We start from the raw sequence: 25,141 nt of genomic DNA on the forward strand, positions 1-25,141 counted from the left end.
CGCTTCAAATTCATCGATCTCTTCTGTCATTGCGATCGCCCGCAGTCTCTATTACTTCATACTACCAGGTATCGCTTTTTATTGACACAGTAAGAATAGATGTATGACGCGATAATCGACAGTTCGCGCGACACATCTCCGACCGCGTTCAGCTCGATACCGCGCGAACGCACCTCGCCAGTCTGCACGGAGGACGTGCCGGTCGGGTCGAGATTCGTCGGTGTCGGTGTCACGACGTTCGTCTGGTTGATCTGATAGACGACTGCGCTCAACATCAGGTTCTTGCGCGGCGGCTGCCAGCGCAGGCCCGCCTCGATCTGCCTGCCGCGCGTCGGCTCGGGCAATCCGCCGCCGAACATCCTCACGCCGATAACCGGATTGAACGAGGTCGAATAGCCGACGTACGGTGACAGCCCGTAGTCGCCCTGGTACGTGAGGCCGACGCGGCCCGAGAACGCGCTGACATCCTGTTTCGTCTGTGTGCTGGCCTCGTGGTCGTCCTGCTGCATGTTGACCCAATCCTCGCGGCCGCCGAGCGTCAAGGCCCAGCGGTTCCATTTGACCTGGTCCTGCGCGTACACGCCGAACGTGTTCATTGCCGTGTGCAAGTCCTGGCGGCCGAACGACGTCGTGCCCGAGAAGATCGCGGTCGTGACCGGCGTGTAGACCGGGTTGTAGAGGTTCAGGTCCGGCGCCAGTGCGAGCCATATGCTGTCGGTCGTCGTCTGCCGGTTGTACTGAAAGCCGAGCAGCAGCAAATGCTCGAGCGGCCCCGTGCCGAAACGCGCCTGCGCGTTGTTGTCGATGTCGAAGCGGCTGTAGTTCAGTTGAAACAGCCCTGCGTAACGAGTAATGTCGGTCGTGCTGCCCTCGGCAAGACCGCCGCCGAAGACCGACGCGTCGTCAAGCGACAAGTGCATCCAGCGCAGGTTCTGGCGCAACGTCCAGATCGAATTCAGATCGTGCAAGAACTGGTAGCCGAGCGACCACTGTTTCTTCCGGTAGTCATTAAATGTCGGCTCTCCCGTGTAGACGTCATGTGACAGTTGACCATTCGGGTTTGGCAGTACGGTGCCCTGCGCGGGCAGGAAGTTGTGTGAAATATCATTCCAGTCCTGCAGGTAGGTCGCAGTAAGCGTCAACGAGGTGTCAGAATCCGGCCGCCAGCGGAGCGACGGTGCCAGCGCGACGCGCTGGTCCGCATTCGGGCCGCTCAGCGCATTGCCGTCGCGCGCGACGCCAACGAAGCGATACGCGTACTTGCCGTCGTCGTCGAGCCTGTCGCCGATGTCGAGCATCGTCTGCTTGCGCGCGTAGTTGCCGATCTGCACGTCAACCTCGCGCACGCGCTCGCCGTCGGCCTGCTTCGTCTGCACGTCGACGATCGCGCCCGGATCTCCGGCCCCATACAGAACCGACGCTGGCCCGCGTAGCACAGTGATGCTGTCGATCATGTACGGGTCGACGCGCCAACTCGCGATGGGTGTCGTATTCGGCGCTTGCAATCCGTCGACGAACAAAGTCGGCGTAAAGCCGCGTAGTGCTGCATACAAATCGGTGCGGCTGTCGGATCCAAACGATGCGAAGCCTGGCACGTAGTGCAGTGCCTGGTTGAGGTCGGTCGCGCCCGTCATTTCGATCTGCTGCGCAGTGACGACGTTGATCGTTTGAGGAACCTCGGTGATCGGCGTGTCGGTCTTCGTGCCGGTTGTGGTGCGTTTGCCGACGAGCCCGACTGACGACAGGTTCGCCACGTCTTTCACTTTTATCTCCGACAGCGTGACGCCGGGCGCCACATCCGCCTGTACCGCGGTGTCCTTCGCTTGCGCATCATTCGCTGGTTGCGTCACCTGCGCGTGCGCGTGGCCGGTAGCCGCTGCGCAAAATATCCCCCTCGCAGCAACCGTGATCGCACGTCGCCCCGTGCCCGTTGCCCACCCCATCTTCTGTTACTCCATCTAGCTGGCCGCCTGCTCGGCCGGCCCGTTTTTCAATGAGCGACAACCGTCCGGCCGTCGCTCCCATTCCAGGTTGCGCGGCCAACACCGGTGACAGCATCCTGTTACGTTACCAGGGGCGCGAGACATCGTTTGTTTCGTGCGGTGCGAGAGCAAGAGCCTCGATGCCTGCGAAATCCAGCGCTTCGAGGCAGCGCCGCATTTCAGTCAGAAACGCTGCGCACGAGGGGTGAATCCTGATCATGTTTTCTATCCATCGCTCTATGTCCGTCAGGCGTCCGTCCTTCGCGAGAACTGCCAGTTCCCGGCGGTCGCTCTCAGGAGGAGCGGAAACGGCGAACCCGTGTTTGCGTTGTGGGCGGATATGAGCAGAGCCGCCGGAAGAATACTGTGCGACGTTCGACGGCGAAGCATCCGCATCTTCCGTAATGGGAGCGATGAGTCCGAAAGAAAACGAGGTGCCACGTTGCGGCGCGCTTGAAACGCGCAAGTCGCCGCCCATTGTGTTGACAATGCGCTGCGCAATAATGAGGCCGAGGCCAGTGCTACCGTTCACCGCCTGTATCTGGCGAAAAGCCGTAAAGAGTTTCGATTGCGCTTCAATGTCGATACCGATGCCGGTATCGGCGACCTCAAAACTCATGTGCCATTGATCGTCCTGCAGGCGCGCGCTCACGGTCATCGTGACGAAGCCGTCGCGGGTGAACTTGGACGCGTTCGACAGCAGATTGAGCAATACCTGTTGCAACCGGCGGCCGTCGATCGTCAATCGACGGGGCAACGACGTCAGTGCCCGATAGTTGAACTGGTTGTTCAACTGCGCGCAGAGTGCGAGCGCGTATTCGGCAATGTCATCGAGAAGTGCAGGCAGGTTGGTTGCGACCGGGGCGATATCCAACGGCTGCAACTCAGTTTTCGCGTACCCGACTAGTTCGTCGATCAGGCCGAGTTGATAGTTTACGCTGCGCTCGATTGCCTGGATCGGTCTCACCTGCTTCGAATCCGCCAGATCCCGTAGCTGTCTGGCGTAACCCGTAATCGTAGCGAGCGGCGCACGGAGGTCATGACTGACATAACCCAAGGTTTCGATCAGTTGCTGGTTTTTCTCCTCGGCGTAAAGCAATGCTTCGTTCAGCTCCAATGTGCGCTGCGCAACCTGTTCGCGTAGTCGGTCGTGTTCGGTTCTTTGCCAGTCTGCAAGTTCGGTCCTTGCCGCTATTCGCTGCTTTCCGACGTGGTTTATCCACGCTGCAAGCACAATAAGGTTGGTGGCTAAGCCAATAATTGCAACGACGGGGTTCGGATGAATGTCGGACTTCAGCCAGGCGAGAGCTGTCGGCAAGGACCCGAGCGTTTCGAGCATGCGCAACGCAAAGCTGAACAGCGAGAAGATCATGACGAGCAGCATGATCCGCGCGGTGGGGGTCGACTGACGCGCGAGGCGTGCAGCGATAATCACCGTGAAGACACCGAACAGCGCATTGACATACACGCCGACTTGCGCGAACACGAACAGATTGCCGAATGCGGCGCCTATTGCGGCAACGCACTCCAGCAACGCAAACCCGAACAGTATGTAGCGTGCTGGCAGGTTTGCTTTTTCGCTGTGAGAGATGCGCAGGATAAAGACAATGAACAGCAGCACGGCAGTACATCCGAGCACCGTCACACTTCTCGCACTCCACTCGGTTGCGAACGGCCACAAATATAGCTTCGTATAGCCGCGATCCGCAGCTTCGAACAGCGCTGTCATGGCACACAGTGCTGTCAGGACGAGAAACGAGAAACTGCGGGAAAAATAGGCGATGAGCAGCGCGCACCACGCCAGTGCAAGTGTGCCGCCAATCAATCCTCCGTCCCAGAGCGCTGCGCGTTTCTCCAGCGCGTCATATGCCGCTGCGGAATACAGCCTCGGTTCGAGCGTGAGTGCGGTATCGCTGGCCACCCGGATGAGGAAAAGGCACTGTTCACCGGGAGCGAGCGTGAAATCCGCCAATGGATAGCGGGACGAAAAGGGCTGGGATGCGAGGCGGGCGGGATAGATGACGTCATGTGTCCAGTGGCCGCTGCGTCCGGTGTAAAAGTCTACGTTCTCGAGGCGCGCGTCCGGGAGCACGAGAACGAGCGGGAGGGCCGTTGAACTGTGGTTGCTCACCGATACGTGGAGCCACCATGCCGAGTGGGTGAAACCTGGCTTCAGTCGACTCCGTTGCATGGGAAGGAAGCCTTGCGTGGCTCCGGCGGACAGTGTGAGTATGTCGTCCAATCTCATCTTGCCCGAGACGTCTTCGAATACCTGCACCTGGTCCAGGGTGGGGACCCGTTGTGTCTGTTTCCCAGTGGCGTCGAGACCGACGGCCAAAGAGTGAGTGGCCCACCAACTCAGACATAAGAACAGTAAGCGGAGCCACCGAGTCGTAGTCATGATGTCGTTACTCTGCCTCGAGGGCGGGTTCCACGGTATCAGCCAGATCCCGACTGCGAAATTCCTCCCGATAGGTTGACGGGGGCATACCAAATCGCTCGCGAAACGCCGTGGCGAAATTCGCGGCACTGGAAAAGCCAATTTCTTCGGCGATGCTGGCGATACTCAACGGGGTGCTGCTCAATAGCTTTTGTGCAATCCGCAAGCGTTCGTCGCGGAGATACTCGAATACTGTTTGGCCAAGGTTGTCCCGAAACGCACGCGACAGTCGTTTTTCATTGGTCCCCACGAGGCGGGCGAGTTGTTCGACCGTTGGCGCATCGTTCAGCCTTTGCGACAAATGTCGAATGGCCGCGCGAACGATGACGCTGTTGCCTGTGAAGTCCGAAGCGGATACCTCATCGTCGGTGTGCCGATTACCGCGCGTCCGGGCGAGGTGTACGCGAATCCGTGCAAGTACCTCGTCCGCCTCGAATGGCTTGAGCACGTAGTCCACGCCACCGATTTCCAGACCGTTGATCCGATCGTGAAGGTCCCCAGCCACGGTCAGAAATATGACGGGAATCGCAGAGGTGCGGGGGTCAGCGGCAAGCAGCCGGCAGGCGGCGAATCCATCCATCCGCGGCATCCGTACGTCCATCAGGATCAGGTCGGGTGAAATCGCCAGTGCTCGTTGATACGCCTGTGACCCGTCGAATCCGACGCTGATCCGGCATCCAGCGTTGCGCAGCACATCAATTAGCAATCGAAGCTGGTCTGGCTGGTCGTCTACCACAAGAAGATGGGCATCCGTGAGGGCAGTGTTTCGGGGCGACATCGTGTAGGCGAAAGGAGCTGACGGGTACGTTCCTGGTTAACGGCGGCTGATTGCTCAGCTTGAGGCTCGCGGGGATCGGTCGCCAGCATAAAGCCGCGAAGCGTACCAGATTGTTAATTCAATTTAAATCGAGCGGTTTCCACACGGATAGCAAAAGAATTTTCCCTCCGGCAAAGCATTTCGTCCCTCGAGCAAAACGATTGCGGCAGTAACGCTGCCCATAATTCCTCGCGTCCTTACACAAAGTTGCTAATTCATACATTCGTAAGTGTAGGAATCAGCGGCTTGACTGCGACGGTCGACGCCCTGTAGCGACAGGCGCTATCGAACGGCACGCCGGGAAAAACAGACGGCGCGGGCAAGCCAAAGACTCATCAAATTGAGCGTGACGGAGACCAGATATGAATCCCTTTATTGATCATCAGACAAGCGAGAGCGGAACGTAATGAACAAGAGCAGATATAAGTTGGTTTGGAATCGTCGACTTGGCGCGGTGGTCGCGGCAGCCGAGACGCAGCGCGGCGTGCAGGGCGAAGCGGGACAAACGGAAATGGGGCAGGGTGGTGGTCCGCTCACGTCCAAAGTGCCGCTGGTTGTATTGACAGCACTCATGCTGTCGGCGGGATATGCGCATGCGGACAACCTTGCAGTGGGCGGTGAAACCGGAACTACCGTCGTAACGATTGGTGGTGCAACGGCGCCGGTCGCCAGTACTGGCGGAGGTGGTTTCGTTGCTGCGGCTGGTGCCGACGGCTCAAGCCAGAATACTGCCGTTGGCGTTAATGTGTCAGCGCAGGGCGGGGCCGCAACCGCATTGGGCGATACGGTTACGGCGAGCGGTCAGAATGCCACGGCAGTCGGCGCTAATTCGGTTGCAAGCGGAAATAACGCTGTAGCCTATGGCGGTGGCGCGAGTGCAGTCGGATCGGGCGCAACCGCCTTGGGCGCACAAGCGTCGGTCACCGGAGCAAATTCAACCGCGATAGGTAATCACGCTTCTGCAACTGGTAACGGTGCATTTGCAGCAGGGGTGGGCGCAGTCGCAAACGGCGGTGCATCCTTCAACTCCGCAATTGCGATTGGGGCAAACGCGACTGCAACGTCGACTACGCCTGCCTCGCCCATTGCAATCGGCCCGGGCGCCCAGGCACTAAACGGCGAAGCCGTCGCCCTCGGAAATGGCGCTTTTGCGCAAGGCAACGGCTCCGTTTCCATGGGCGTGAGCGCTAATGCGGCAGTAGCGGGTACGGTTGCACTGGGCGGTCTCGCACAGGCGACGGGCGCCAATTCAATCGCGATCGGTAACGCGGCCGTGGCTTCGACCGCCGAATCGACGGCGCTCGGTTCCGGCGCTGTCACACGTGCAGCAACGAACGTGAGTAGCGTCACATTGAACGGGGTTACGTTCGGTGGCTTCGCAGGCGCGACGCCGACCGGTGTCGTGAGTATCGGCGCGGTGGGTCAGGAACACCAGTTGCAAAATGTCGCCGCAGGGCAGATTAGCGCAACGAGTACGGACGCGGTGAACGGCTCGCAGCTTTTCTCAATTGCTTCGCAGGTTTCGGCACTCTCGACCAATCTGACGTCAATCACCACCACGGTCGACAAGATCTCGACATCCGGCTCGAATGGCACGGTTGCAGACCCGACAGGTACGGCAGTTGGTAACAATTCGGTCGTATCCGTTCCCAACGGAACGGCTGTTGGTAACGGCTCGAATGTCTCGGGTCAAGATGGTACGGCAATCGGCACGAACTCGACAGTCACGGCTTTGCGTGCAACCGCCATCGGCACGAATTCCAAAGTTACAGGCACGGATTCGACCGCAATCGGCACCAACAGCCAGGCCACCGCGAATAATTCGGTTGCCCTGGGTGCAAATTCGGTCGCAGACCGGGACAACACGGTTTCGGTCGGTGCGCCGGGTGCTGAGCGTCAGATTACCAACGTTGCAGACGGTACGGCTCCGACTGATGCAGTCAACGTGCGGCAGTTGAATGGCGCAATCAACAGCGTTCGCGATGACATGCAGAAATATCGCCGTGACGCGAGCGCGGGTACAGCATCCGCAATCGCCATGGCGAATTTGCCGCAAGCTGTGTTGCCGGGTGAGAAGGTTGTAGCACTCGGAGCAGGCAACTACGGCGGGCAGTCTGCGATGGCTCTGGGTCTGTCGGTCGCGACGCAAAAGTGGATGGTCAAAGGCTCGATTACTACGGGTGTTTCCGGTCACGGTTCCGTGGGTGCAGGCGCGGGCGTTGGCTATCGCTGGTAAGTAATTTGTCGGTATCCCGCTGCTGCCGCCCTTGTGTCGCGGCAGCGGGCGAAGCGCCGGGGAAAGTTGCAGAGGAAGAGCATGTTAATAAAAGTGCGAACTGGCACGAAAAGAAAATGCTTCAATAATCCGCTCCCGCATCTACGAAAAACGAATCAGTCGGCGCGGGCGGACGTTGAAGGAGTAGAAGCGTCTGGGAACACAGCAGTATCGAATGAATTTCCATTTCATTTTCACTCCCTGGCTTTCACAAGGGCGTGAGAACAATGGCGAGACTGGAAGAGTCTTCGTTATCTGTCTTGCATGAATTTAATTAATAAGAATTGTTTCACAAAACTGACTTAAAAAATACCGGGGAAAGTACAGGAAATCCTTAGTTTTCCGTAAGGAAATCCCGATGCGTATTTAATCTGTATGGCGTTGAAAGGATTATGAAATAAATTACGTTCGGCGTATCGATGACTTTCGCAGCAAAGCTCGGCAGCCCGCTGGTAGCAATTTATGGCCGCAATGCAAACACCATGCCGCGTCGAGCGCGACGCAGTCCAAAGGCGAATTCGCAATAGGTTCATGGCTCACCAATTGTTAAATTTCGCAATGCCCAGATGTCGCAAAGGCTTTTTGTAGACAAATGAAAAGACCTATGAGAAAGTTCCCCGCGAGCACTTAACTTTCTTTCCATTACACGATTTAATAAAGAGAGATGTCGCATTCGATGCGAATAGCTTGGCGGCCTTCGTCTCACATAGTGCTCAAGATGTTGCGAGAAAGAAAAGCGGTGCGTGTAGCCTGGCGCAAGACTATTTGTCATGCCACGAGCCGAGGGAACGTTGCAACAGGCTACTGAGGGGCAGTAACGATGAATATCCCAGTCGGAACAGAGCCGGGCACTGGCTCGGCGAAAAAAGCGCATCAGTCTGGCCGGCAATTGGCGCTCCGCCACGCGACCGCCTTTCCTCTGCGTCCCCCCTTCGGACCTTCATAACCCAGACATTCGTCGAACGCATCAGCGGCCAGCTCCGCCGAAATCCGGCCATCGGACCGACCCTCATCGCCTAATTAGTCATGCGAATTACATCGTCTGCGTGGGTATTCGCTCGCGCTCAGAATTCGTCATTCACCGAGGGCGGAAACAACTTGCCGGAGCTCCAGCGCTAAAGCAACTCGCGCCGTAGCGAGACGTCTTAAACACTATAAATAGGCATCCTTAGTAAATAGGGTGCATGCACACGCTCGTGCTTATGAACTTCTCATTTCAATTATCTGGTGAGGCAACGACATGAACAAAGCATATCGGACCATCTGGAACAAGGCGCTGGGCGCCTTCGTAGCCGCGTCGGAGTTGGACACATCGCGCGGCAAGGGAAAGTCAGGAGCGGCTGCCTCCCTATGCGATGGGCGCAGCGGTGAACATGGTGCTTCGGCGCTGCACGGTTCCAGTCCGCGTGTCGTCACCGTACTGTTGTTGATGGGTTTGGGGGGGTGGGCCGCGCAGGCGCAGGCGCAGGTGAGCTGCGCTACGGCACCCTTCAACTTCTATAGCGGCAGCACCACGTGCGTGGGCTTTCAGTCCACGGCCTCTGGAGGCGGAGCCACTGCGGTAGGTTATGCCGCCAGCAGTACGGGACTTAATGCCTTGTCCTTCGGCTTTCAAGCCATTGCGAGTGCTACCAACGCCATTTACATGGGCGCGCGCACTGCTGCGGGTACCGGCGCGACCGCAGAGTCGGCGATTGGCATCGGTACGGATGTCGTCGCTAACGGCTCGGCGGCCATCGGGATTGGCGTTGACGCTGTCTCGAGCGGCAACCTGTCAACTGCCGTCGGCCCCTCGGTGAAAGCAACTGGAGACAACAGCGTTGCAATGGGTGCGAGTGCCAACGCTGCCGCGTCGGGTGCGGTCGCATTGGGCGGCGGAGCCACAGGCTCCCAGACCAACGGTATAGCCGTTGGCTCGGGAGCCAGTGCCACCGGTGCCAACGCCGTTTATCTGGGAGCGCGCACTGCGGCGGGCACCGGTTCGACGGGAACGGCGTCCATTGCCATTGGCACTGACGTTACCTCTAACGCCGACTATGCCACCGCGATTGGCTTCCAGGCGGTGGGGAGCGGGCCTGCATCCGTCGCAATGGGTTATGTCGCCAATGCCTCCGGGACGCATGCCGTCGCTGTCGGTTTTCAGTCCATCGCCAGCGGCCTCAACGCTGTTTATCTTGGGCCGCGTTCCGTCGCAGGCACGGGCGCAACGGCGGCGGGTGCGATTGGCATTGGCACGGACGTGACTGCATCCGGTCCCTCTTCGCTGGCCGCCGGCACAGTGTCCAAAGCCTCGGCACAGAATGCGGTGGCATTGGGGGCGGGCGCCGCCGCCTCAGGGCTCAACTCGCTCGGCATGATGAACGGCTCGAATGCAAGTGGTGCTAATGCAATAGCGTTGGGTGGAGCGGATTCTGTCGCGGAAGGCGGCTCGTCTGCCCCAGCGACGGTGGCGGGCGCCGCGGCGTCGGGCATCCGCGCCATTGCGATTGGCTCTGGCGCGAGTTCGGCTGGCTCCTCGTCCATTGCGATAGGCGATTCGGCTCAGACGGGAGCCAATACCGATGCCGTCGCCATGGGTACCTCAGCAACGGCTAACGCGACCAATGCCTCTGCCATAGGCAATGGCGCACGTGCGCTCGCCGCCTCCACGGTTGCCATCGGCGACGGCAGCACCGTCGCTGCCGCAGCCGGCGCGGGTTCATTCGCCGGCGGGCACAACTCACAGGTACTTGGCGGGACGGGCGCAGTGGCGCTCGGTCAGGCGCAGACCGCCAGCGGCAACGGCGCGGTCGCGATTGGCGATCCCAATACCGCGACCGGCAATGGTGCTGTCGCTGTGGGTGCGAACAATACCGCCACGGGCGATGGCGCGGTAGCGCAGGGCAACGGCAATACCGCCAATGGTCAAGGCGCCGTCGCGCTGGGCAACGCGAGCAACGCGAACGGCGCGAGCGCGCTGGCACTTGGCGATTCGGCGGTGGCCAACCAGGCCCGTGCGATCGCGCTGGGTGCCGGCGCGTCAGCCAGCAACGCGAACGACGTCGCGTTGGGTGCGGGCAGTACAACGGCAGCGCCACATACGGGCACCACTGCGCTTTACGGCGGCACGGCGGCCGGGATCGCGAGCGCGGCCAATGGCGTGGTGTCGGTCGGCTCGGCTGGGAAGGAGCGGCAACTGCAGAACGTGGCGGCGGGCGTGATTTCGGCCGCCAGCACCGATGCCATCAACGGCTCGCAACTGAATACTGTCGTCACCGGCGTCAATAACCTGGGCACGTCGACAGCAAGCACATTAGGCGGCGGCGCCAGCTATAGCGCAGCCACCGGCAATCTCACCGGCTTTAGCCAGCCGATCAACAGCGTCAGCAGTACCGGGGCCGTGACCGGACCTACGGCGCAGACGACGGTTGCGGGTGCCTTGACTGCGCTGAACACGAACATTGATAACACGGCGAATATCGCGGTCAAGTACGATGCGGCGGGTGGCACGAAGATCACCCTCGGTGCGACCGGCGGCGTGGGCGCACCCGCGGGCGGCGTCACTATCACCAACCTCGCCGCGGGGGTCAATCCAACCGATGCGGTGAACGTCAGTCAGTTGACCAGCTCGACCACCTCGGCGGCAAACAGGTGGATCACCGGTAATCCGACCACATATACGGCGCCAACGGCGACCGGCACCAACAGCACAGCGGTGGGTTCGGGGGCGGTGGCCAACGGCGCGGGGGATGTCGCGCTCGGTAACGGCACGACCAGCAACGGAGCGGACGCGACCACCACCTACACGACGGCCAATGCCGTGGTGAACGGCCAGACTTTCACCGTACACCAGGCGCCGACCAACGGTGCGGTGGCGGTCGGTCAGCGCCAGATTACCCAACTGGCCGACGGCGAGGTGAGCGCCACCAGCACCGATGCGGTGAATGGCAGCCAGTTGTACAACGTGGGCCATACGCTGAGCGGCCAGGTGACCGGTCTGGGCAACAGTGCGGCCTCCAGCCTGGGCGGTGGCAGCACCTATAACACCACGACCGGTGCGTTGACCACCAGCCTGAGCTACGGCGGCAATACTTATACCTCAGTGCAGAATCTGGTCAACGCCTTGACCGGTGGCGGCACGACGCCGGGCATCAAGTACTTCCACGCTAACTCGAGTGCACCGGACAGCCAGGCGCTGGGCGCCAACAGTGTCGCGATCGGACCGAACGCGTCGGCCAGCAACGCGAATGACGTTGCCCTGGGTGCGGGAAGTACGACCGCAGCGCCGCACGCGGGTACCACTGCGCTCTATGGCGGCACCGCGGCCGGCATCGCGAGCGCGGCCAACGGCGTGGTGTCGGTCGGCTCTGCCGGGCAGGAACGGCAACTGCAGAATGTGGCGGCAGGCGTGATTTCGGCGACCAGCACCGATGCTATCAACGGCTCGCAGCTGAATACTGTCGTCACCGGCGTCAATAACCTGGGCACGTCGACAGCGAGCACATTAGGCGGCGGCGCCAGCTATAGCGCAGCTACCGGCAATCTCACTGGCTTTAGCCAGCCGATCAACAGCGTTAGCGGTACCGGGGCCGTAACCGGACCCTCGGCGCAGACGACGGTTGCGGGTGCTTTGACTGCGCTGAACACGAATATCGATAACACGGCGAATATCGCGGTCAAATACGACGCGGCTGGTGGTACGAAGATCACCCTCGGTGCGACTGGCGGAGTGGGAGCCGGGTCCCCGGTGACGATTACCAACATGGCGCCGGCTGCGTTGAACGCAACGAGCACGGACGCTGTGAATGGGTCGCAATTGTTTGCAACGAACCAGAATCTGACGTCTATCGTCAACGGCCAGTCTGGTCCATTTGTATCGAACAACAGTGTGACGGCAGTACAACCGGTATCGAGCGGAGCCAATGCCAGTGCCGGTGGTTTCGGCGCGAGCGCAACGGGTGCATCCTCCACGGTGCTGGGCAACCAGTCTACTGACAACGGGAATGCCAATGCGACGGTATTGGGCCAGGGTGCAAGCATTGCCGCTGGTACGACCGGCAGCAATGTTGCGCTGGGCCAGGGCAGCACTGTGACAACTGGCGCTGTCGCCACCACCGGTGCGATCATTGGCGGCACGGCTTATACATTTGCCGGCGGTGCGCCGGCAGGTGTCGTGAGCGTGGGCACGGCAGGCGCTGACCGGCAGATTGCAAATGTGGCGGCAGGGCAACTGAGCGCTACGAGCACGAACGCGGTGAACGGTTCGCAGCTGTTTGCAACCAACCAGCAGGTATCGGTCAATACCACGGCGATCTCCAACATCAACAATGGCGCCGGGATCAAATATTTCCACACCAATTCGGTGCTGGCGGACAGCGTTCCAACTGGCACCAACGCGATTGCAGTGGGGCCGGCTGCCAATGCTTTCGGCAACGATTCAATCGCCCAGGGCCTGAATGCGGTAGCCGGCGTGAATGGCGCGCCGACGACGGCCAACGATATTGCCTTGGGCAACGGGGCTCAAGCCACGGGCGGCGATTCGATCGCCCAGGGTACCGGGGCAACCGCGAACACGGCCGGTGCCATAGCGATTGGTCAGACGGCAACGGCGACAGGTGGTAAGGCCGTGTCGATTGGCGTTGGCAATACTGCCAGCGGCAATGGCGCGGTCGCCATCGGCGATCCGAACTCGGCGATCGGGACCGGTGCGATAACCATGGGCGCGAACAATACGTCCAACGGCCAGGGCGCGGTGGCGCTCGGCAATGCCAATACAGCGACTGGGCAGGGCGCTGTCGCGCTCGGCAATGCATCGCAAGCGAACAATGCCGGTTCGGTTGCGTTCGGCGACGCTGCTACGGTGTCGGCCGCGGCGACGCAAGGTGTCGCGATCGGATCCGGAGCCACGGTCACCAATGCCGGCGCGGTGGCACTGGGTGCGGGAAGCACGACGGCCGCAGCGGTGGGGACGCCAGGGGCAACCATCAACGGCACCGCCTACACGTTTGCGGGCACCACGCCGGCGAGTACGGTGAGTGTCGGCAAGGTGGGCGCGGAACGCACCGTGACGAACGTTGCTGCGGGCCGGTTGAGCGCGACCAGTACCGACGCCGTGAACGGCTCGCAGTTGTATGCGACCGATCAGGCAGTCGACACTCTGTCCTCGACGGTAACCGCCAACAAGACGCATTACTACAGCGTCAACGACGGCGGTACACAGGGCGCCAACTATGCCGACGACGGCGCCACTGGCGTTAACGCCCTCGCTGCGGGTGTCGGCGCCCTGGCTTCGGGGGTAAGCAGTACGGCACTGGGCAACGGCGCCCAGGCGTTGGCAAACAACGCAACAGCATTCGGACTGCAAGCGACTGCTTCGATCGTCGGCGGTGTGGCGATCGGATCGGGATCGGTTTCAGATCGCACGGTTCTGCCCGGAGTCGGATCTATCGCCAACGGCTCCCACGCGATTCCGTTCAATACCTCCGACGAGACCTTGCTGGGTGCGGTGTCCGTCGGCAGTAGCACCGCCTACCGTCAGTTGACTAACGTCGCCGACGGCACGCAGGCGCAAGACGCAGTCACCGTCAGGCAACTCGCGGGCGCATTGTCATCGTTCTCGGTGACGGGCACGAACTATTTTCACGCGAATTCGACGGCGGCCGATTCGCTGGCCGTGGGTGCGCAGTCGATCGCTGTCGGACCGACGACCGTCGTCAACGGAGACAACGGCGTCGGTGTCGGCGACGGGGCAGTGGTCGATACGACGGCGCCTGGTGGGATCGCAATCGGCCAGCAAACGCATTCGGCCGCGGCCGACGCCATGGCGCTCGGCAGCGGCGCAGTCGCGAGCGGTGCGCAGTCGATCGCGCAAGGTGCCAACGCGAATGCCGCTAACCAGGGCGGCGTTGCTGTGGGCTCAGGCGCGCAGAGTAGCGCCACGGACGCCGTAGCGCTTGGTGCAGGGGCGAGCTCGACGTTCGCCAATAGTGTGGCGCTGGGCAGCGCATCGACAACAGCCGCGGCGGTGCCGACGACAGGCGTCACGATCAACGGCACGGCCTACACGTACGCCGGTACTGTCCCGACGAGCACGGTGAGCGTGGGCAGCGCGGGTAACGAGCGCACGGTGACCAACGTGGCGGCAGGCCGGGTGAGCGCGACCAGCACCGACGGAGTGAACGGCTCGCAGCTGTATGCGACCGATCAGGCAGTCAGCAGTCTGTCCACGACGATAACCGCCAACAAGACGCACTACTACAGCGTCAACGACGGCGGTACTCAGAGTGCCAACTACGCTGACGACGGCGCCACCGGCACCAACGCGCTTGCGGCGGGCGTGGCCGCCACCGCGGCCGGCGCCAGCAGCACAGCCCTGGGTCAGGGCGCGGTGGCCAATAACGCCAATGCCGTGGCGCTGGGCAGCGGTTCGACCACGGCTGCGGCAGTGGTAACGACCGGCGACACGATCAACGGCACGGCCTACACGTACGCAGGGACTGCCCCGACGAGCACGGTGAGCGTGGGCAGCGCAGGTAACGAGCGTACGGTGACCAACGTGGCAGCTGGCCGGGTGAGTGCGGCCAGTACCGACGCGGTGAACGGCTCGCAGCTGTACGCGACGGATCAGGCGGTCGGCAGCCTCGCCAGCGTAGTGACGGCCAGCAAGACGCACTACTACAGTGTCAACGATGGCGGCACGCAGGGCGGCAACTACAACAACGATGGCGCCACCGGCACCAATGCGTTGGCGGCGGGCGTGGGGGCAACCGCAAGCGGCGTGAGCAGCTTCGCCGGCGGCAACGGCGCTGCCGCACAGGCGGACAACGCGCTTGCACTGGGTGCTCTGTCGAGCGCATCGGTGGCCGGCGGGGTCGCCATCGGCTCTGGCTCGGTGTCCAACCGCGCGGTTCTCTCCGGCATCGGTTCGATCGCCAACGGCACCCATGCGATTCCCTTCAACACGTCGGATCAAACACTGCTCGGCGCAGTATCTTTCGGCAGCGCGACCGGCAATACGTATCGCCAGTTGACCAACGTCGCGGACGGCACGCAGGCGCAGGATGCGGTGACCATCAGGCAGCTTGCCGGCGCGCTGTCGTCGTTCGCCGTTAGCGGACAGATGTACTTTCACGCGAACTCGACGGCGGCGGATTCGCTCGCGGTCGGCGCGCAGTCGATTGCTGTCGGGCCGACAACGGTGGTCAACGGCGACAACGGCGTGGGTATCGGCAACGGGGCAATCGTCGATTCGACGGCGCCGGGTGGCGTCGCGATCGGCGAAAGCTCGAATGCGGCACAGGCCGACGCAATTGCGCTCGGCAGCGGCTCCATCGCAAGCGGCGCCCAGTCGATCGCACAAGGGGCGAACGCAAAGGCTGCGAATGCAGGCGGCATTGCTATCGGTTCGGGGGCGCAAAGCAGCGCCATCGATGCGGTCGCGATGGGTTCAGGCGCGAGCGCGTCGATGGCAAACAGCGTTGCGCTAGGCGCGGGATCGGTGACGACGGTTGGTGCCTTGAGTAATTACATTGCGTACGGGTTGAGCAGTCCGCAGTCGTCCGCGGGCGAGGTCAATATCGGCAATCGGCAGATCACCGGCGTGGCAGCCGGCAAGGCTGGAACCGACGCGGTGAACGTAAGCCAGCTTGCCGCAGTCACCACGCAGTTGACCACGCTGATCAATAATCAAAACGGGGGCGGCGGTGCCCCCTTCTCGTCCACTCCTGGTTCTTCACCCGCGTCCACCGGATCGAATTCTTCGGCGGGCGGGCAGGGCTCGGTAGCTTCCGGCTCGAATAGCACGGCGGTCGGCAACAGTTCGCAAGCCAGCGCGAATGGCGCGACCGCTGTGGGTGTCGGCGCAGCCGCGAGCGGGAATAACTCGGTGGCGCTGGGTTCCAATAGCACGGACGGGGGCCGCAGCAACGTGGTATCCGTCGGCGCACTTAACGATACGCGGCAGGTGGCGAATGTGGCGGCGGGTACGCAGGGGACGGATGCAGTCAACGTGAACCAGCTCAATGCCGGGCTCGCGCAGGCGAATGCCTATACCGATCAACGGGTGGACCAGTTGCAATCGGGCATCAACTCCGTCGCGCGCAACGCTTATTCCGGTATCGCCGCAGCGACGGCATTGACGATGATTCCGGAGGTCGACAAGGACAGAACCTTGTCATTTGGCGTCGGCACGGCGGGTTTTCGCGGCTATCAGGCCGTCGCGCTGGGCGGAACCGCGCGCATCACCGAGAACATCAAGATGAAAGCCGGTGTGGGCATGAGTCCCGGCGGCACGACCTTCGGGATGGGCGCGGCCATGCAATGGTAAAGCGCAGACGCCCTCGCTCAAGTGCGGACAACATGATCGTGCTCCGAACCGGACGTACGAAAAACAGTATGGAGAACACAATGAAGCAGCTTTCTGGATGGGGCTTATCGCTGAGCCTTGCTTTGCTTGCCGGATGTTCGAGTGCCTCTGGGCCGACGTTTAATGCTTACACGGTCACGGCCGAGGACGGTACGAGGCTTCATCAGGTCGAATGTCATGGGCTCTTCGAGGGGCCTGCCACATGCATGAAGGTGGCCCAGCAGATATGCCGCGGAGAACCTGTTCGAGCGGTGCAGAAGGTCGGGCGCCTCCAGGCGGATAATGACGACGCCGATGTAACGCGACGACTCACCTTCGCGTGCGGTGGAGCGCCTGATACCGCGCCTGCAGCGGCCGCGCAGCCGGGCGCGTCCGAGCAAACGGTCGCCCAGTTCGTGCTGCAAACCGATACCCTGTTTGCCTTTGGGCAGTCCAGTCTGGCTTCGATCTTGCCGGGCGGCGCGGCCAACCTCGAGCAGGTCATCGCGCGTATCAAGCAACGAAGCGGTATTCAATCCATTTCGGTAGTCGGCCATACCGACCGCCTCGGGCCGGAAACGCTCAACCAGCCATTGTCACTGGCCCGTGCAGAGACGATACGGGAATACATGGTCAATCATGGGCTGAACGGTGAGGTGATTCACGCGACGGGAGTGGGCTCTCGTGACTCAACAACCCAATGTCCAGTCGGCGAGAGCAGGGCAGTTATCGCTTGCCTTCAACCGGACAGGCGGGTTTCTATCGAAGTTCGCGCGCAGTGAGATGGCTCAGCGCCGAACCGACTCGAGATGAACGAGCGAACGTTCGGCGCTGGGCGTACACGCGCGGCCCTGCCAGGTGCGCCATGCGCTTGGCTCCGCCGCGCGATGCCTTGAAAAGCCGCGCACTTCAGCAAAAGCGATATGTCCCATTTTGAAACAGACGCGGCGGTCTGTCTCTAACCCTATGTCCGATTTTGCGACAGTACGGGCCGTTCACGATCGGCGTTATGTTCTGCGCGCAGCAGTCCCTCCTTGTCCATCACGCAAACTGCGCCCACTCCTGGTGATTTCAGGATCATTGGCACAGGGCTTGCTCAGAAAGAGATAGAAAAAGTCGCAAGCGTCCGAGGCGAGTCGTGCAGTGGCCGGCCACATGCTCGAACTCGAAACACAACGATTGGAGGAGGCGAAACGTGAAAGCCGCAGTGCTGCATCAGTACGACGAGTCATTGTCCCGCGACGAATTCGTGCGCTACGAAGAGTTCGCGGATCCGAAAATCGAACGCCCCACCGACGTGATCGTCCGTATCGGCGGCGCCGGTGTGTGCCGCACCGATCTTCACGTTGTTGAAGGCATATGGCGCAGCAAGGTCGACGTGGCTTTGCCCTACATCATGGGCCATGAGAATGCCGGCTGGGTCGAAGCGGTCGGACGCGGCGTCGAAAGCGTGAAGGTGGGTGATCCGGTGATCTGCCATCCGCTGGTGACGAGCGGCCATTGTCTTGCATGCCGCCGTGGCGACGATATGCACGCGACCGACAGCCGGTTTCCCGGCATCAATGCGAATGGCGGCTATGCCCAGTATCTGCTGACCGGCGAACGCTCGCTGATTCAGCTACCGAAGTCGCTCGCGCCTAAAGACGTCGCACCTTATACCGACGCCGGACTCACGGCGTATCGCGCGGCAAAAAAGGCGTCGCGCCACCTGCTTCCCGGCCAGTTCGCGGTCGTGATCGGCGCCGGCGGCCTGGGTCACATCGGCATTCAGGTATTGAACGCACTGTGCGCGGCGGAAATCATCGTGGTCGATCGGTCTGAGACCGCGCTGCAGCTTGCGAAGGAATGCGGCGCGCACCATACCGTCAAGGGCGATGGAAACGAAGTTGAGAGCGTGCTTGAGTTGACTGGCGGCAACGGCGCGGAGGCGGTCATCGATTTTGTCGGCGAAGGCGACGCGATCGCCAAGGGACTCGCCATGACGCGCAACGCCGGGTTCTATTACATCGTCGGCTATGGCGGGAAGATCGAGTTGCCGACCATCGACATGATCACCAGCGAGAAAACGATTGTCGGCAATCTGGTCGGCACCTATCCCGAGCTGGTCGAATTGATGGCGCTCGCCGACCGTGGACTGGTTCATCTGGCGACCCGGGAATACCGCTTGAGCGACGCGAACCAGGCGCTCAAGGATCTGCACCACGGCAAGATCAAGGGCCGTGCGGTGCTGATTCCGTAGCGGATCGGCTTCGGCCTGAAGGGAGAACACCGTGGCGCAGCAAGACGCAATGCGGCTCTTTGAGCGCATGCGACTGGTCATCGCACTGACTGAGGTCAACTCCCACCACTTGCGCGGCGAGAGCCGCCGTGCGGGCGCCGAGATCGAGTTGGCGTGCGCGCTGGCATGCGAGAAGCGCGACGGCGTCTCGCCCGATGGCACGCGGAACATCGCGCAATTGCGTGAACGGCTGAGCGACGCCGAGCGCGCGTTGCAGGCGATCGAATCCGAGCGCGCCCGGCTCGAAGACGAGTTGGTCAATCTCGATGCGACGCTTCCGGGCGCAAACCAGGGGGGCTGGCAATGAATCGAATCCCGGTCACTGTTCTCACCGGTTTTCTCGGCGCGGGTAAGACCACGCTGCTCAATCGCATTCTGCGTGAGCAGCACGGCCGGCGCTATGCGGTGATCGTCAATGAATTCGGCGCGATCGGTATCGACGGCGATCTCGTCGTGGGCGCTGAAGACGAAGTCGTCGAACTGAATAACGGCTGTATCTGCTGCAAGGTACGGGGCGACCTGATTCGCGTGGTGTCGGGGCTCGTCAGACGCAAGGGCGGTTTCGATGGAATCCTGATCGAAACGTCCGGTTTGGCGGACCCCGCGCCCGTGGTGCAAACATTCTTTATCGACGATCTCATCCGGCAACACACGCGCCTCGACAGCGTGATCTGCGTCGCCGATGCCTGCCACCTGCAAGCGCGCCTCTGCGACAGCCGCGAGGCTGCAGAGCAACTCGCGCAAGCGGACATCGTGCTGCTCAACAAGACCGACCTGGTCGACATGGCAGGGCTCGCGGCGGTACAGGAGGAAATCCGGCGCATCAACCCGACCGCGGAACTGCTGCCCAGTGTCAGATGTGCGGTGCCACTCGCTGCGCTGCTCGATCGCGGTGCGTTCGATCTCAAGCGTATGCATCTCGCTCCGTCGCAAGACGAGGGTAGCGCGTTGCCGCGTGGCGACCGCAGCTACCGCTATGTTCCCGTCGATTCTCGCGTTGATACTCGCGCTTCCATGCATCGCGGACGACACAGTCACGACATAGACAGCGTGTCGTTGCGCGTCGACAAGCCCCTCGAGCGCACCCGCTTCCTGTCGTGGCTGCAGCAACTGGTGGTAGAGCAAGGCCAGGATCTGCTGCGGGCGAAAGGCATCGTCGATCTGGCCGGATCGGAGCGCCGCTTCGTATTTCAGGGCGTGCACATGACGATGGACACGGACTTCGACCGGCCCTGGCGCGTGGACGAACATCGCGATAGCCGGCTGGTGTTCATCGGGCGCAATCTCGATCGGCGCGGCTTGCGCGAGAGCATCCGACACTGTGAGATCGACTCATGAATGCGCCCCCGCCTCTGATCGAATTGCTCGGCGCGCGCTGGGTGGCGGAGGCGCCCGTTGTCGCGGCCGTCTGGGACGCCACCGGGCTATACGCCGGCTTCGCGCTGGGTGACGGCACGCTGGCGCTCGCAACCGGCACATGGGAAGGCGGGCCACGGCTCACGCCGCGCGAGAGCGGGGGTGTCGAGTTCGTGCAGGCGCAAGCGCCGCCCACGCCACTGACGCGCTTTAGCGTCCACGAGAGCACCTGCCTTGGGCTTGCCGCCGACCCCGCAGGAGGATTTCTCAGCGGCGGAGACGACGGCCGCCTAGTCCACCTGGCCGTCGATGGCGCCAGCGAAGTCCTCGTGGACAAGGCCGGCGAGTGGATCGACCTGGTCGCAGCGAGTCCTGCAGGCGTCCGCGCCTATGCAACCGGCCGCCGGGTCCACCTGCTGGGGACGAAGCCCGGCAGTCTGACACTAGCCGGCTCTGCGACGGCCCTCGCTTTCGATCCCACCGGCACGCATGTGGCGATCTCGCATCAGGGCGGAGTCACGCTATGGTCCGCCGACACCCATGAACAACGTCATCTGGCGTGGCCCGGTTATCACCGCACCGTCGCGTGGAGCCCTGACGGCCGCTATCTAGTGAGCGGTATGGAAGAAAACGCGCTGCACGGCTGGCGGCTCTCCGACGGCGGCGACATCGAAATGGGAGGGTACCCCGGGCAACCTCGATCGCTATCTTTTTCCGCGGACAGCCGGTTTCTTGCGACGAGCGGTGGTCTGCGGCCCGTCTGCTGGCGGTTCGATCCGCCCGGCGGCGATGACCAGCCGCACGAATGCGGCGTGGCCAGCAAGACGCCGGTCAGCCAGGTCGCCTGCCATCCCACGCATCCGCTGATTGCGGTGGGTTACCACAGCGGCGCGGTGCTGCTGTGCCAGCCGGGCAGCGGCGATGTCCTGGTCATCAAGCACTCCGGCAGCAGTCCGGTCAGCACCGTTGCATGGTCCCCTGACGGCGCACGGTTGGCGTTGGGCACGGAGGCCGGCGAGCTTGCGCTCGTGTTCTTGCCGGACCTGTTGTTCCGCTTCAGAAGTCCGGGATGAGCGTGTAACGAGATTCATCACATGCGAGGAAGGAGGCAGCTATGAATGAGCAATACCCGTCCAAGGACCAGTTATTCGAGCGGTTAGGCTCGCTCGCAGACGCGATGATCGCGGCCTATGGCAAAGATTTCGCCATGGGCGCCATGATCCTCGCCGCGCGCTTTGTCGCCGAGGGCAAGCCGCCTGGCGATAACTCTCCCAGCGTGATCTATAAGGGCGAGAGTCACGGGGGGATCGGCCTGTAGTAGCAGTTCGCACCTGAATTTTTTGCGGTTCCTCTGGCCGTCATTCACGAAGTTAGATCAGTACACCAGATTATTTATTCGGCAGAGGATGCGTCCCAATATCGGACAGGTCCATCAAACACGAATGTCGCATAACACAACAGAACACTTGCGCTGATGGCTTCACAAAGACCTGTTTGCACGGCTCAGCCTCGTCAACCCTGAGCCAACGTTGCCTGGCACGCTTATCGCTCTATTAGGGCAAGTCACAAGGAAAGCGTTGCAGTCCCGAAGCGCAAAACAGAAATGGCAGGAGACACGTTCATGAAGAACGAATCTGGACATACGTCCTTCAGCATTGCTCCCGCCAATTTTCGCTAGCGTGCGCGACTACACCCGCGTTGTTGACTCTGGCCGCGGCACGAGCCAGCCCTGCCCCGAAGCGTCGCCGTACGACGGTTATCGTGAAATGGAACAAGGAGAGCCCAATGTCTGATGGATTAACGCTAAACAAGATCACCTCGCAGCGAGGGATCAGTATCGGCGAGGCGGCCCGTCGCGTCGCCGATCTCGGCTGGACACCCAGTTACGTCCAGGAAGCGATGACCTTCCCGACCGACTACAAGATCAGCAAGGCGCCGCGCGACCCGATGAAGCAGGTGCTGCGCTCGTATTTTCCGATGCAGGAGGAAAAGGATAACCGCGTCTATGGCGCACTCGACGCGGCGTTGCGCGGCGACATGTTCCGCAATGTCGAGCCGCGCTGGGTCGAATGGATGAAGTTGTTCCTTGCGATCATCCCGTTCCCGGAAATTTCGGCGGCACGTTCGATGGCGATGCTTGGACGGCTCGCGCCAGGCGAAGAGTTGCGAACCGGTTTCACGATGCAGATGGTCGACGAGTTCCGGCACTCAACGATCCAGATGAATCTGAAGAAGTGGTACATGGAGAACTATATCGACCCCGCCGGGTTTGATATTACCGAGGCGGCATTCGGTAAATGCTATGCAACCACCATCGGTCGTCAGTTTGCCGAAGGCTTCCTCACAGGCGATGCGGTGACTGCGGCCAACGTGTTTCTGCAGGTGGTCGCTGAAACGGCATTCACCAATACGCTGTTTGTCGCCATGCCGTCGGAAGCCGCACGCAACGGCGACTATGCGCTGCCGACGGTGTTTCTTTCAGTGCAGTCCGATGAAAGCCGGCACATCGGCAATGGCCATTCGCTGGTGATGTCGATCATCAACGACCCGGACAACCACCTGCTGCTCGAGCGCGACCTGCGCTACGCCTTCTGGCAAAACCACGCGATCGTCGACGCGGCCATCGGTACCTTCATCGAATACGGCACCGCGGATCGCGACAAGAACAAGGAATCGTATGCCGAGCTGTGGCACCGGTGGATCTATGAGGATTACTACCGTACCTACATGCTGCCGCTAGAAAAGTACGGTATCAAGATCCATCACGACGATGTCGCCGCCGCGTGGGATCGGATCGTCAAACAGAACTATGTCCACAAGGTCGCGCAGTTCTTTGCCGTGGGCTGGCCGGTCAACTTCTGGCGCATCGAAGCGCAGACCGAAAAAGACTTCGAGTGGTTCGAGCACAAGTACCCGGGCTGGTACGCCGAATTCGGCGACTTCTGGAAGTGGTACGCGAAGAAGAGCGTGCCCGGCGAGACCAACATGCTGTTCGACCAGGAGAACGGCTATGTGTATCCGCACCGCTGCTGGAGCTGTCTGGTGCCGTGCCTGATCCGTGAAGACTTCGTGGTCGACGAGGTCGATGGTCAGCTCTACACGTACTGCTCGGAGTTGTGCCGCTGGACTCACAAGGTGGCGTTCGCCTCGGAATACGAGGGGCGGCCGACTCCGGCAATGGGGCGCTTCAGCGGACGCCGCGAATGGGAAGAGTGCTACCACGGCTGGGATCTGGCCGATTGCATCAAGGATCTCGGCTTCGTGCGCAGTGACGGCAAGACGCTGGTGCCGCAGCCGCATCTGCGGTTCGACGACAGGAACATGTGGACGCTCGACGATGTTCGCGGGCACACCATCCAGAGCCCGATCGTTTTGCTGCGCAACATGACACCGGAACAGCGCGAGAAGCACATCGCCGAGTATCGCGCCGGTTTCAGGATCAATCCGGTGAACTGACGAGGCCATGTCGTCCGGCGGCAGCGGTGCGGCTGCCCCGGACGAACGAAAAGCGTGAGGTGGGCGACATGGACATGAGTGACACGCAAGAGAAGAGGGCCGACATGCCGGACGCAGAAGAGGACAAGGTACTTCATACCGTGCGATTCGAACCGGTCGGCGTGGAGATGACGGTTGAGGAGGGCGAGACCGTGCTCGATGCCGCTTTTCGCCAGGGTATCTCGGTGATGCATGGGTGCAAGGAGGGGCAGTGCAGCAGTTGCAAGTCTTTGCTGATCGAGGGCGATGTCGAAATGAAGAAGTACTCGACCTTCGCTTTGCCTGACTACGAGCGCGAGACCAATCACATCCTGTTGTGCCGGGCGCTCGCCTTCAGCGATCTGACAGTCGAACTGCTGAACTACGACGAAGACCTCATGCGCCGTTCGATAGCCGTGAGTGAATACGACGCAACGCTAACGAAGATCACCGCGCTGACGCATGACATCAGGCTGCTGGAAGTGGAGTTGTCCCGGCCGCTGCGCTTCTGGGCGGGTCAGTATGTGGACCTGACGATTCCGGGCCTCGGCATTACGCGATCGTTCTCGATGGCGAGCACGCCAAACTGTCAGAGAAAGCTCGAATTCATCATCAAGAAGTATCCCAACGGCGCGTTTTCGTCGCAACTGGACGGCGGTCTGAAGCCGGGCGACAGGCTGGTGGCGAAGGGACCGTACGGCACATGTTTCCGGCGCGAGGACCAACCGGGGCCACTGGTGCTGGTAGGCGGAGGGTCGGGAATGTCGCCGCTGTGGTCGATCCTCAACGATCACGTGCAAAGCGGCGAAGAACGACCGATTCGTTTCTTCTACGGCGCTCGCAGCCGTCGCGATCTGTTCTATCTCGACGATTTCGCGGAACTGGAGGACCGGCTGCCTGATTTCCGCTTTATTCCGGCGCTTTCCGACGCCGAGCCGGGCGATGGCTGGACCGGCGCGACCGGCTTCATTCACGAAGTGCTGGGCCGCGCATTGCGCGAGGAATCGCTGGACGGTGAGATCGACGCGTACACATGCGGTCCGACGCCGATGATCGACGCGGTGATGCCGGTCCTGCAGATGGCGGGCGTCGCGCCCGAGCGGCTCTATTTCGACAAATTTACCCAGGCTATTCGCTGACGGAAGCCAAGGCATCGCGCCAGATCGAAAGTCCGATAACCGAAAGAGGAAGGAGGAG

The 25,141-nt window shown here is 61.5% G+C and carries 13 protein-coding genes; 10 read left to right on the top strand and 3 right to left on the bottom strand.

All coding sequences use genetic code 11. The annotated features are described in order from the left end of the window. Window positions 1-56: 56 nt before the first annotated feature. The 3 genes from P3T25_RS07570 to P3T25_RS07580 all read right to left on the bottom strand — a co-directional run bounded on the left by P3T25_RS07570 (window position 57) and on the right by P3T25_RS07580 (window position 5,200). On the bottom strand, window positions 57-1,943 hold the full coding sequence (locus tag P3T25_RS07570; RefSeq protein WP_429357818.1) for a TonB-dependent siderophore receptor: 1,887 nt from the start codon (window positions 1,941-1,943) through the stop codon (window positions 57-59). A 124-nt stretch (window positions 1,944-2,067) separates the two neighbouring features. Next, window positions 2,068-4,383, bottom strand: a complete 2,316-nt coding sequence (locus P3T25_RS07575; protein ID WP_429357819.1) for a sensor histidine kinase — start codon at window positions 4,381-4,383, stop codon at window positions 2,068-2,070. Window positions 4,384-4,390: 7 nt separating this feature from the next. Then, the gene (locus tag P3T25_RS07580; RefSeq protein ID WP_429357820.1) at window positions 4,391-5,200 is read right to left on the bottom strand and encodes a response regulator; all 810 of its coding nucleotides are present in this window, start codon (window positions 5,198-5,200) and stop codon (window positions 4,391-4,393) included. Between the two features lie 445 nt (window positions 5,201-5,645). On the opposite strand from P3T25_RS07580, the gene P3T25_RS07585 reads away from it, so the two are divergent. From P3T25_RS07585 to P3T25_RS07630, 10 genes are all read left to right on the top strand, one after another. Then, entirely contained in the window at window positions 5,646-7,475 is a 1,830-nt protein-coding gene (locus P3T25_RS07585) for a YadA family autotransporter adhesin (RefSeq protein ID WP_429357821.1), read from the top strand. 1,279 nt (window positions 7,476-8,754) lie between these two features. Beyond that, entirely contained in the window at window positions 8,755-16,818 is an 8,064-nt protein-coding gene (locus P3T25_RS07590) for an ESPR-type extended signal peptide-containing protein (RefSeq protein WP_429357822.1), read from the top strand. A gap of 68 nt (window positions 16,819-16,886) precedes the next feature. After that, on the top strand, window positions 16,887-17,618 hold the full coding sequence (locus tag P3T25_RS07595) for an OmpA family protein (protein ID WP_429357823.1): 732 nt from the start codon (window positions 16,887-16,889) through the stop codon (window positions 17,616-17,618). Between the two features lie 413 nt (window positions 17,619-18,031). After that, a complete protein-coding gene (locus P3T25_RS07600) occupies window positions 18,032-19,075 on the top strand; it encodes an NAD(P)-dependent alcohol dehydrogenase (RefSeq protein ID WP_093632502.1) in 1,044 nt (347 codons plus the stop codon). 31 nt (window positions 19,076-19,106) lie between these two features. Continuing rightward, window positions 19,107-19,421, top strand: a complete 315-nt coding sequence (locus tag P3T25_RS07605; protein WP_233465011.1) for a hypothetical protein — start codon at window positions 19,107-19,109, stop codon at window positions 19,419-19,421. Further along, entirely contained in the window at window positions 19,418-20,452 is a 1,035-nt protein-coding gene (locus P3T25_RS07610; RefSeq protein WP_429357824.1) for a CobW family GTP-binding protein, read from the top strand. Before P3T25_RS07605 ends, P3T25_RS07610 begins: the two co-directional genes overlap by 4 nt. Next, a complete protein-coding gene (locus P3T25_RS07615) occupies window positions 20,449-21,543 on the top strand; it encodes a WD40 repeat domain-containing protein (RefSeq protein WP_429357825.1) in 1,095 nt (364 codons plus the stop codon). The genes P3T25_RS07610 and P3T25_RS07615 overlap by 4 nt, the downstream gene beginning before the upstream one ends. Window positions 21,544-21,584: 41 nt before the next feature. Beyond that, window positions 21,585-21,788: a hypothetical protein gene (locus P3T25_RS07620; protein ID WP_429357826.1), complete on the top strand. Its 204-nt coding sequence runs from the start codon at window positions 21,585-21,587 to the stop codon at window positions 21,786-21,788. 467 nt (window positions 21,789-22,255) lie between these two features. After that, complete coding sequence (locus tag P3T25_RS07625; protein WP_429357827.1) at window positions 22,256-23,926, top strand: aromatic/alkene/methane monooxygenase hydroxylase/oxygenase subunit alpha; 1,671 nt, start codon at window positions 22,256-22,258, stop codon at window positions 23,924-23,926. 74 nt (window positions 23,927-24,000) lie between these two features. After that, window positions 24,001-25,083: an NADH:ubiquinone reductase (Na(+)-transporting) subunit F gene (locus tag P3T25_RS07630; protein ID WP_429357828.1), complete on the top strand. Its 1,083-nt coding sequence runs from the start codon at window positions 24,001-24,003 to the stop codon at window positions 25,081-25,083. Window positions 25,084-25,141 lie beyond the last annotated feature (58 nt).

Source organism: Paraburkholderia sp. GAS32 (genome assembly GCF_050434225.1).
Lineage (GTDB): Bacteria > Pseudomonadota > Gammaproteobacteria > Burkholderiales > Burkholderiaceae > Paraburkholderia > Paraburkholderia madseniana.

Coding starts and splice junctions, on each gene's coding strand:
- P3T25_RS07570 (WP_429357818.1), bottom strand. CDS start 1,943: ATGGGGTGGGCAACGGGCACGGGGCGACGTGCGATCACGGTTGCTGCG.
- P3T25_RS07575 (WP_429357819.1), bottom strand. CDS start 4,383: ATGACTACGACTCGGTGGCTCCGCTTACTGTTCTTATGTCTGAGTTGG.
- P3T25_RS07580 (WP_429357820.1), bottom strand. CDS start 5,200: ATGTCGCCCCGAAACACTGCCCTCACGGATGCCCATCTTCTTGTGGTA.
- P3T25_RS07585 (WP_429357821.1), top strand. CDS start 5,646: ATGAACAAGAGCAGATATAAGTTGGTTTGGAATCGTCGACTTGGCGCG.
- P3T25_RS07590 (WP_429357822.1), top strand. CDS start 8,755: ATGAACAAAGCATATCGGACCATCTGGAACAAGGCGCTGGGCGCCTTC.
- P3T25_RS07595 (WP_429357823.1), top strand. CDS start 16,887: ATGGAGAACACAATGAAGCAGCTTTCTGGATGGGGCTTATCGCTGAGC.
- P3T25_RS07610 (WP_429357824.1), top strand. CDS start 19,418: ATGAATCGAATCCCGGTCACTGTTCTCACCGGTTTTCTCGGCGCGGGT.
- P3T25_RS07615 (WP_429357825.1), top strand. CDS start 20,449: ATGAATGCGCCCCCGCCTCTGATCGAATTGCTCGGCGCGCGCTGGGTG.
- P3T25_RS07620 (WP_429357826.1), top strand. CDS start 21,585: ATGAATGAGCAATACCCGTCCAAGGACCAGTTATTCGAGCGGTTAGGC.
- P3T25_RS07625 (WP_429357827.1), top strand. CDS start 22,256: ATGTCTGATGGATTAACGCTAAACAAGATCACCTCGCAGCGAGGGATC.
- P3T25_RS07630 (WP_429357828.1), top strand. CDS start 24,001: ATGAGTGACACGCAAGAGAAGAGGGCCGACATGCCGGACGCAGAAGAG.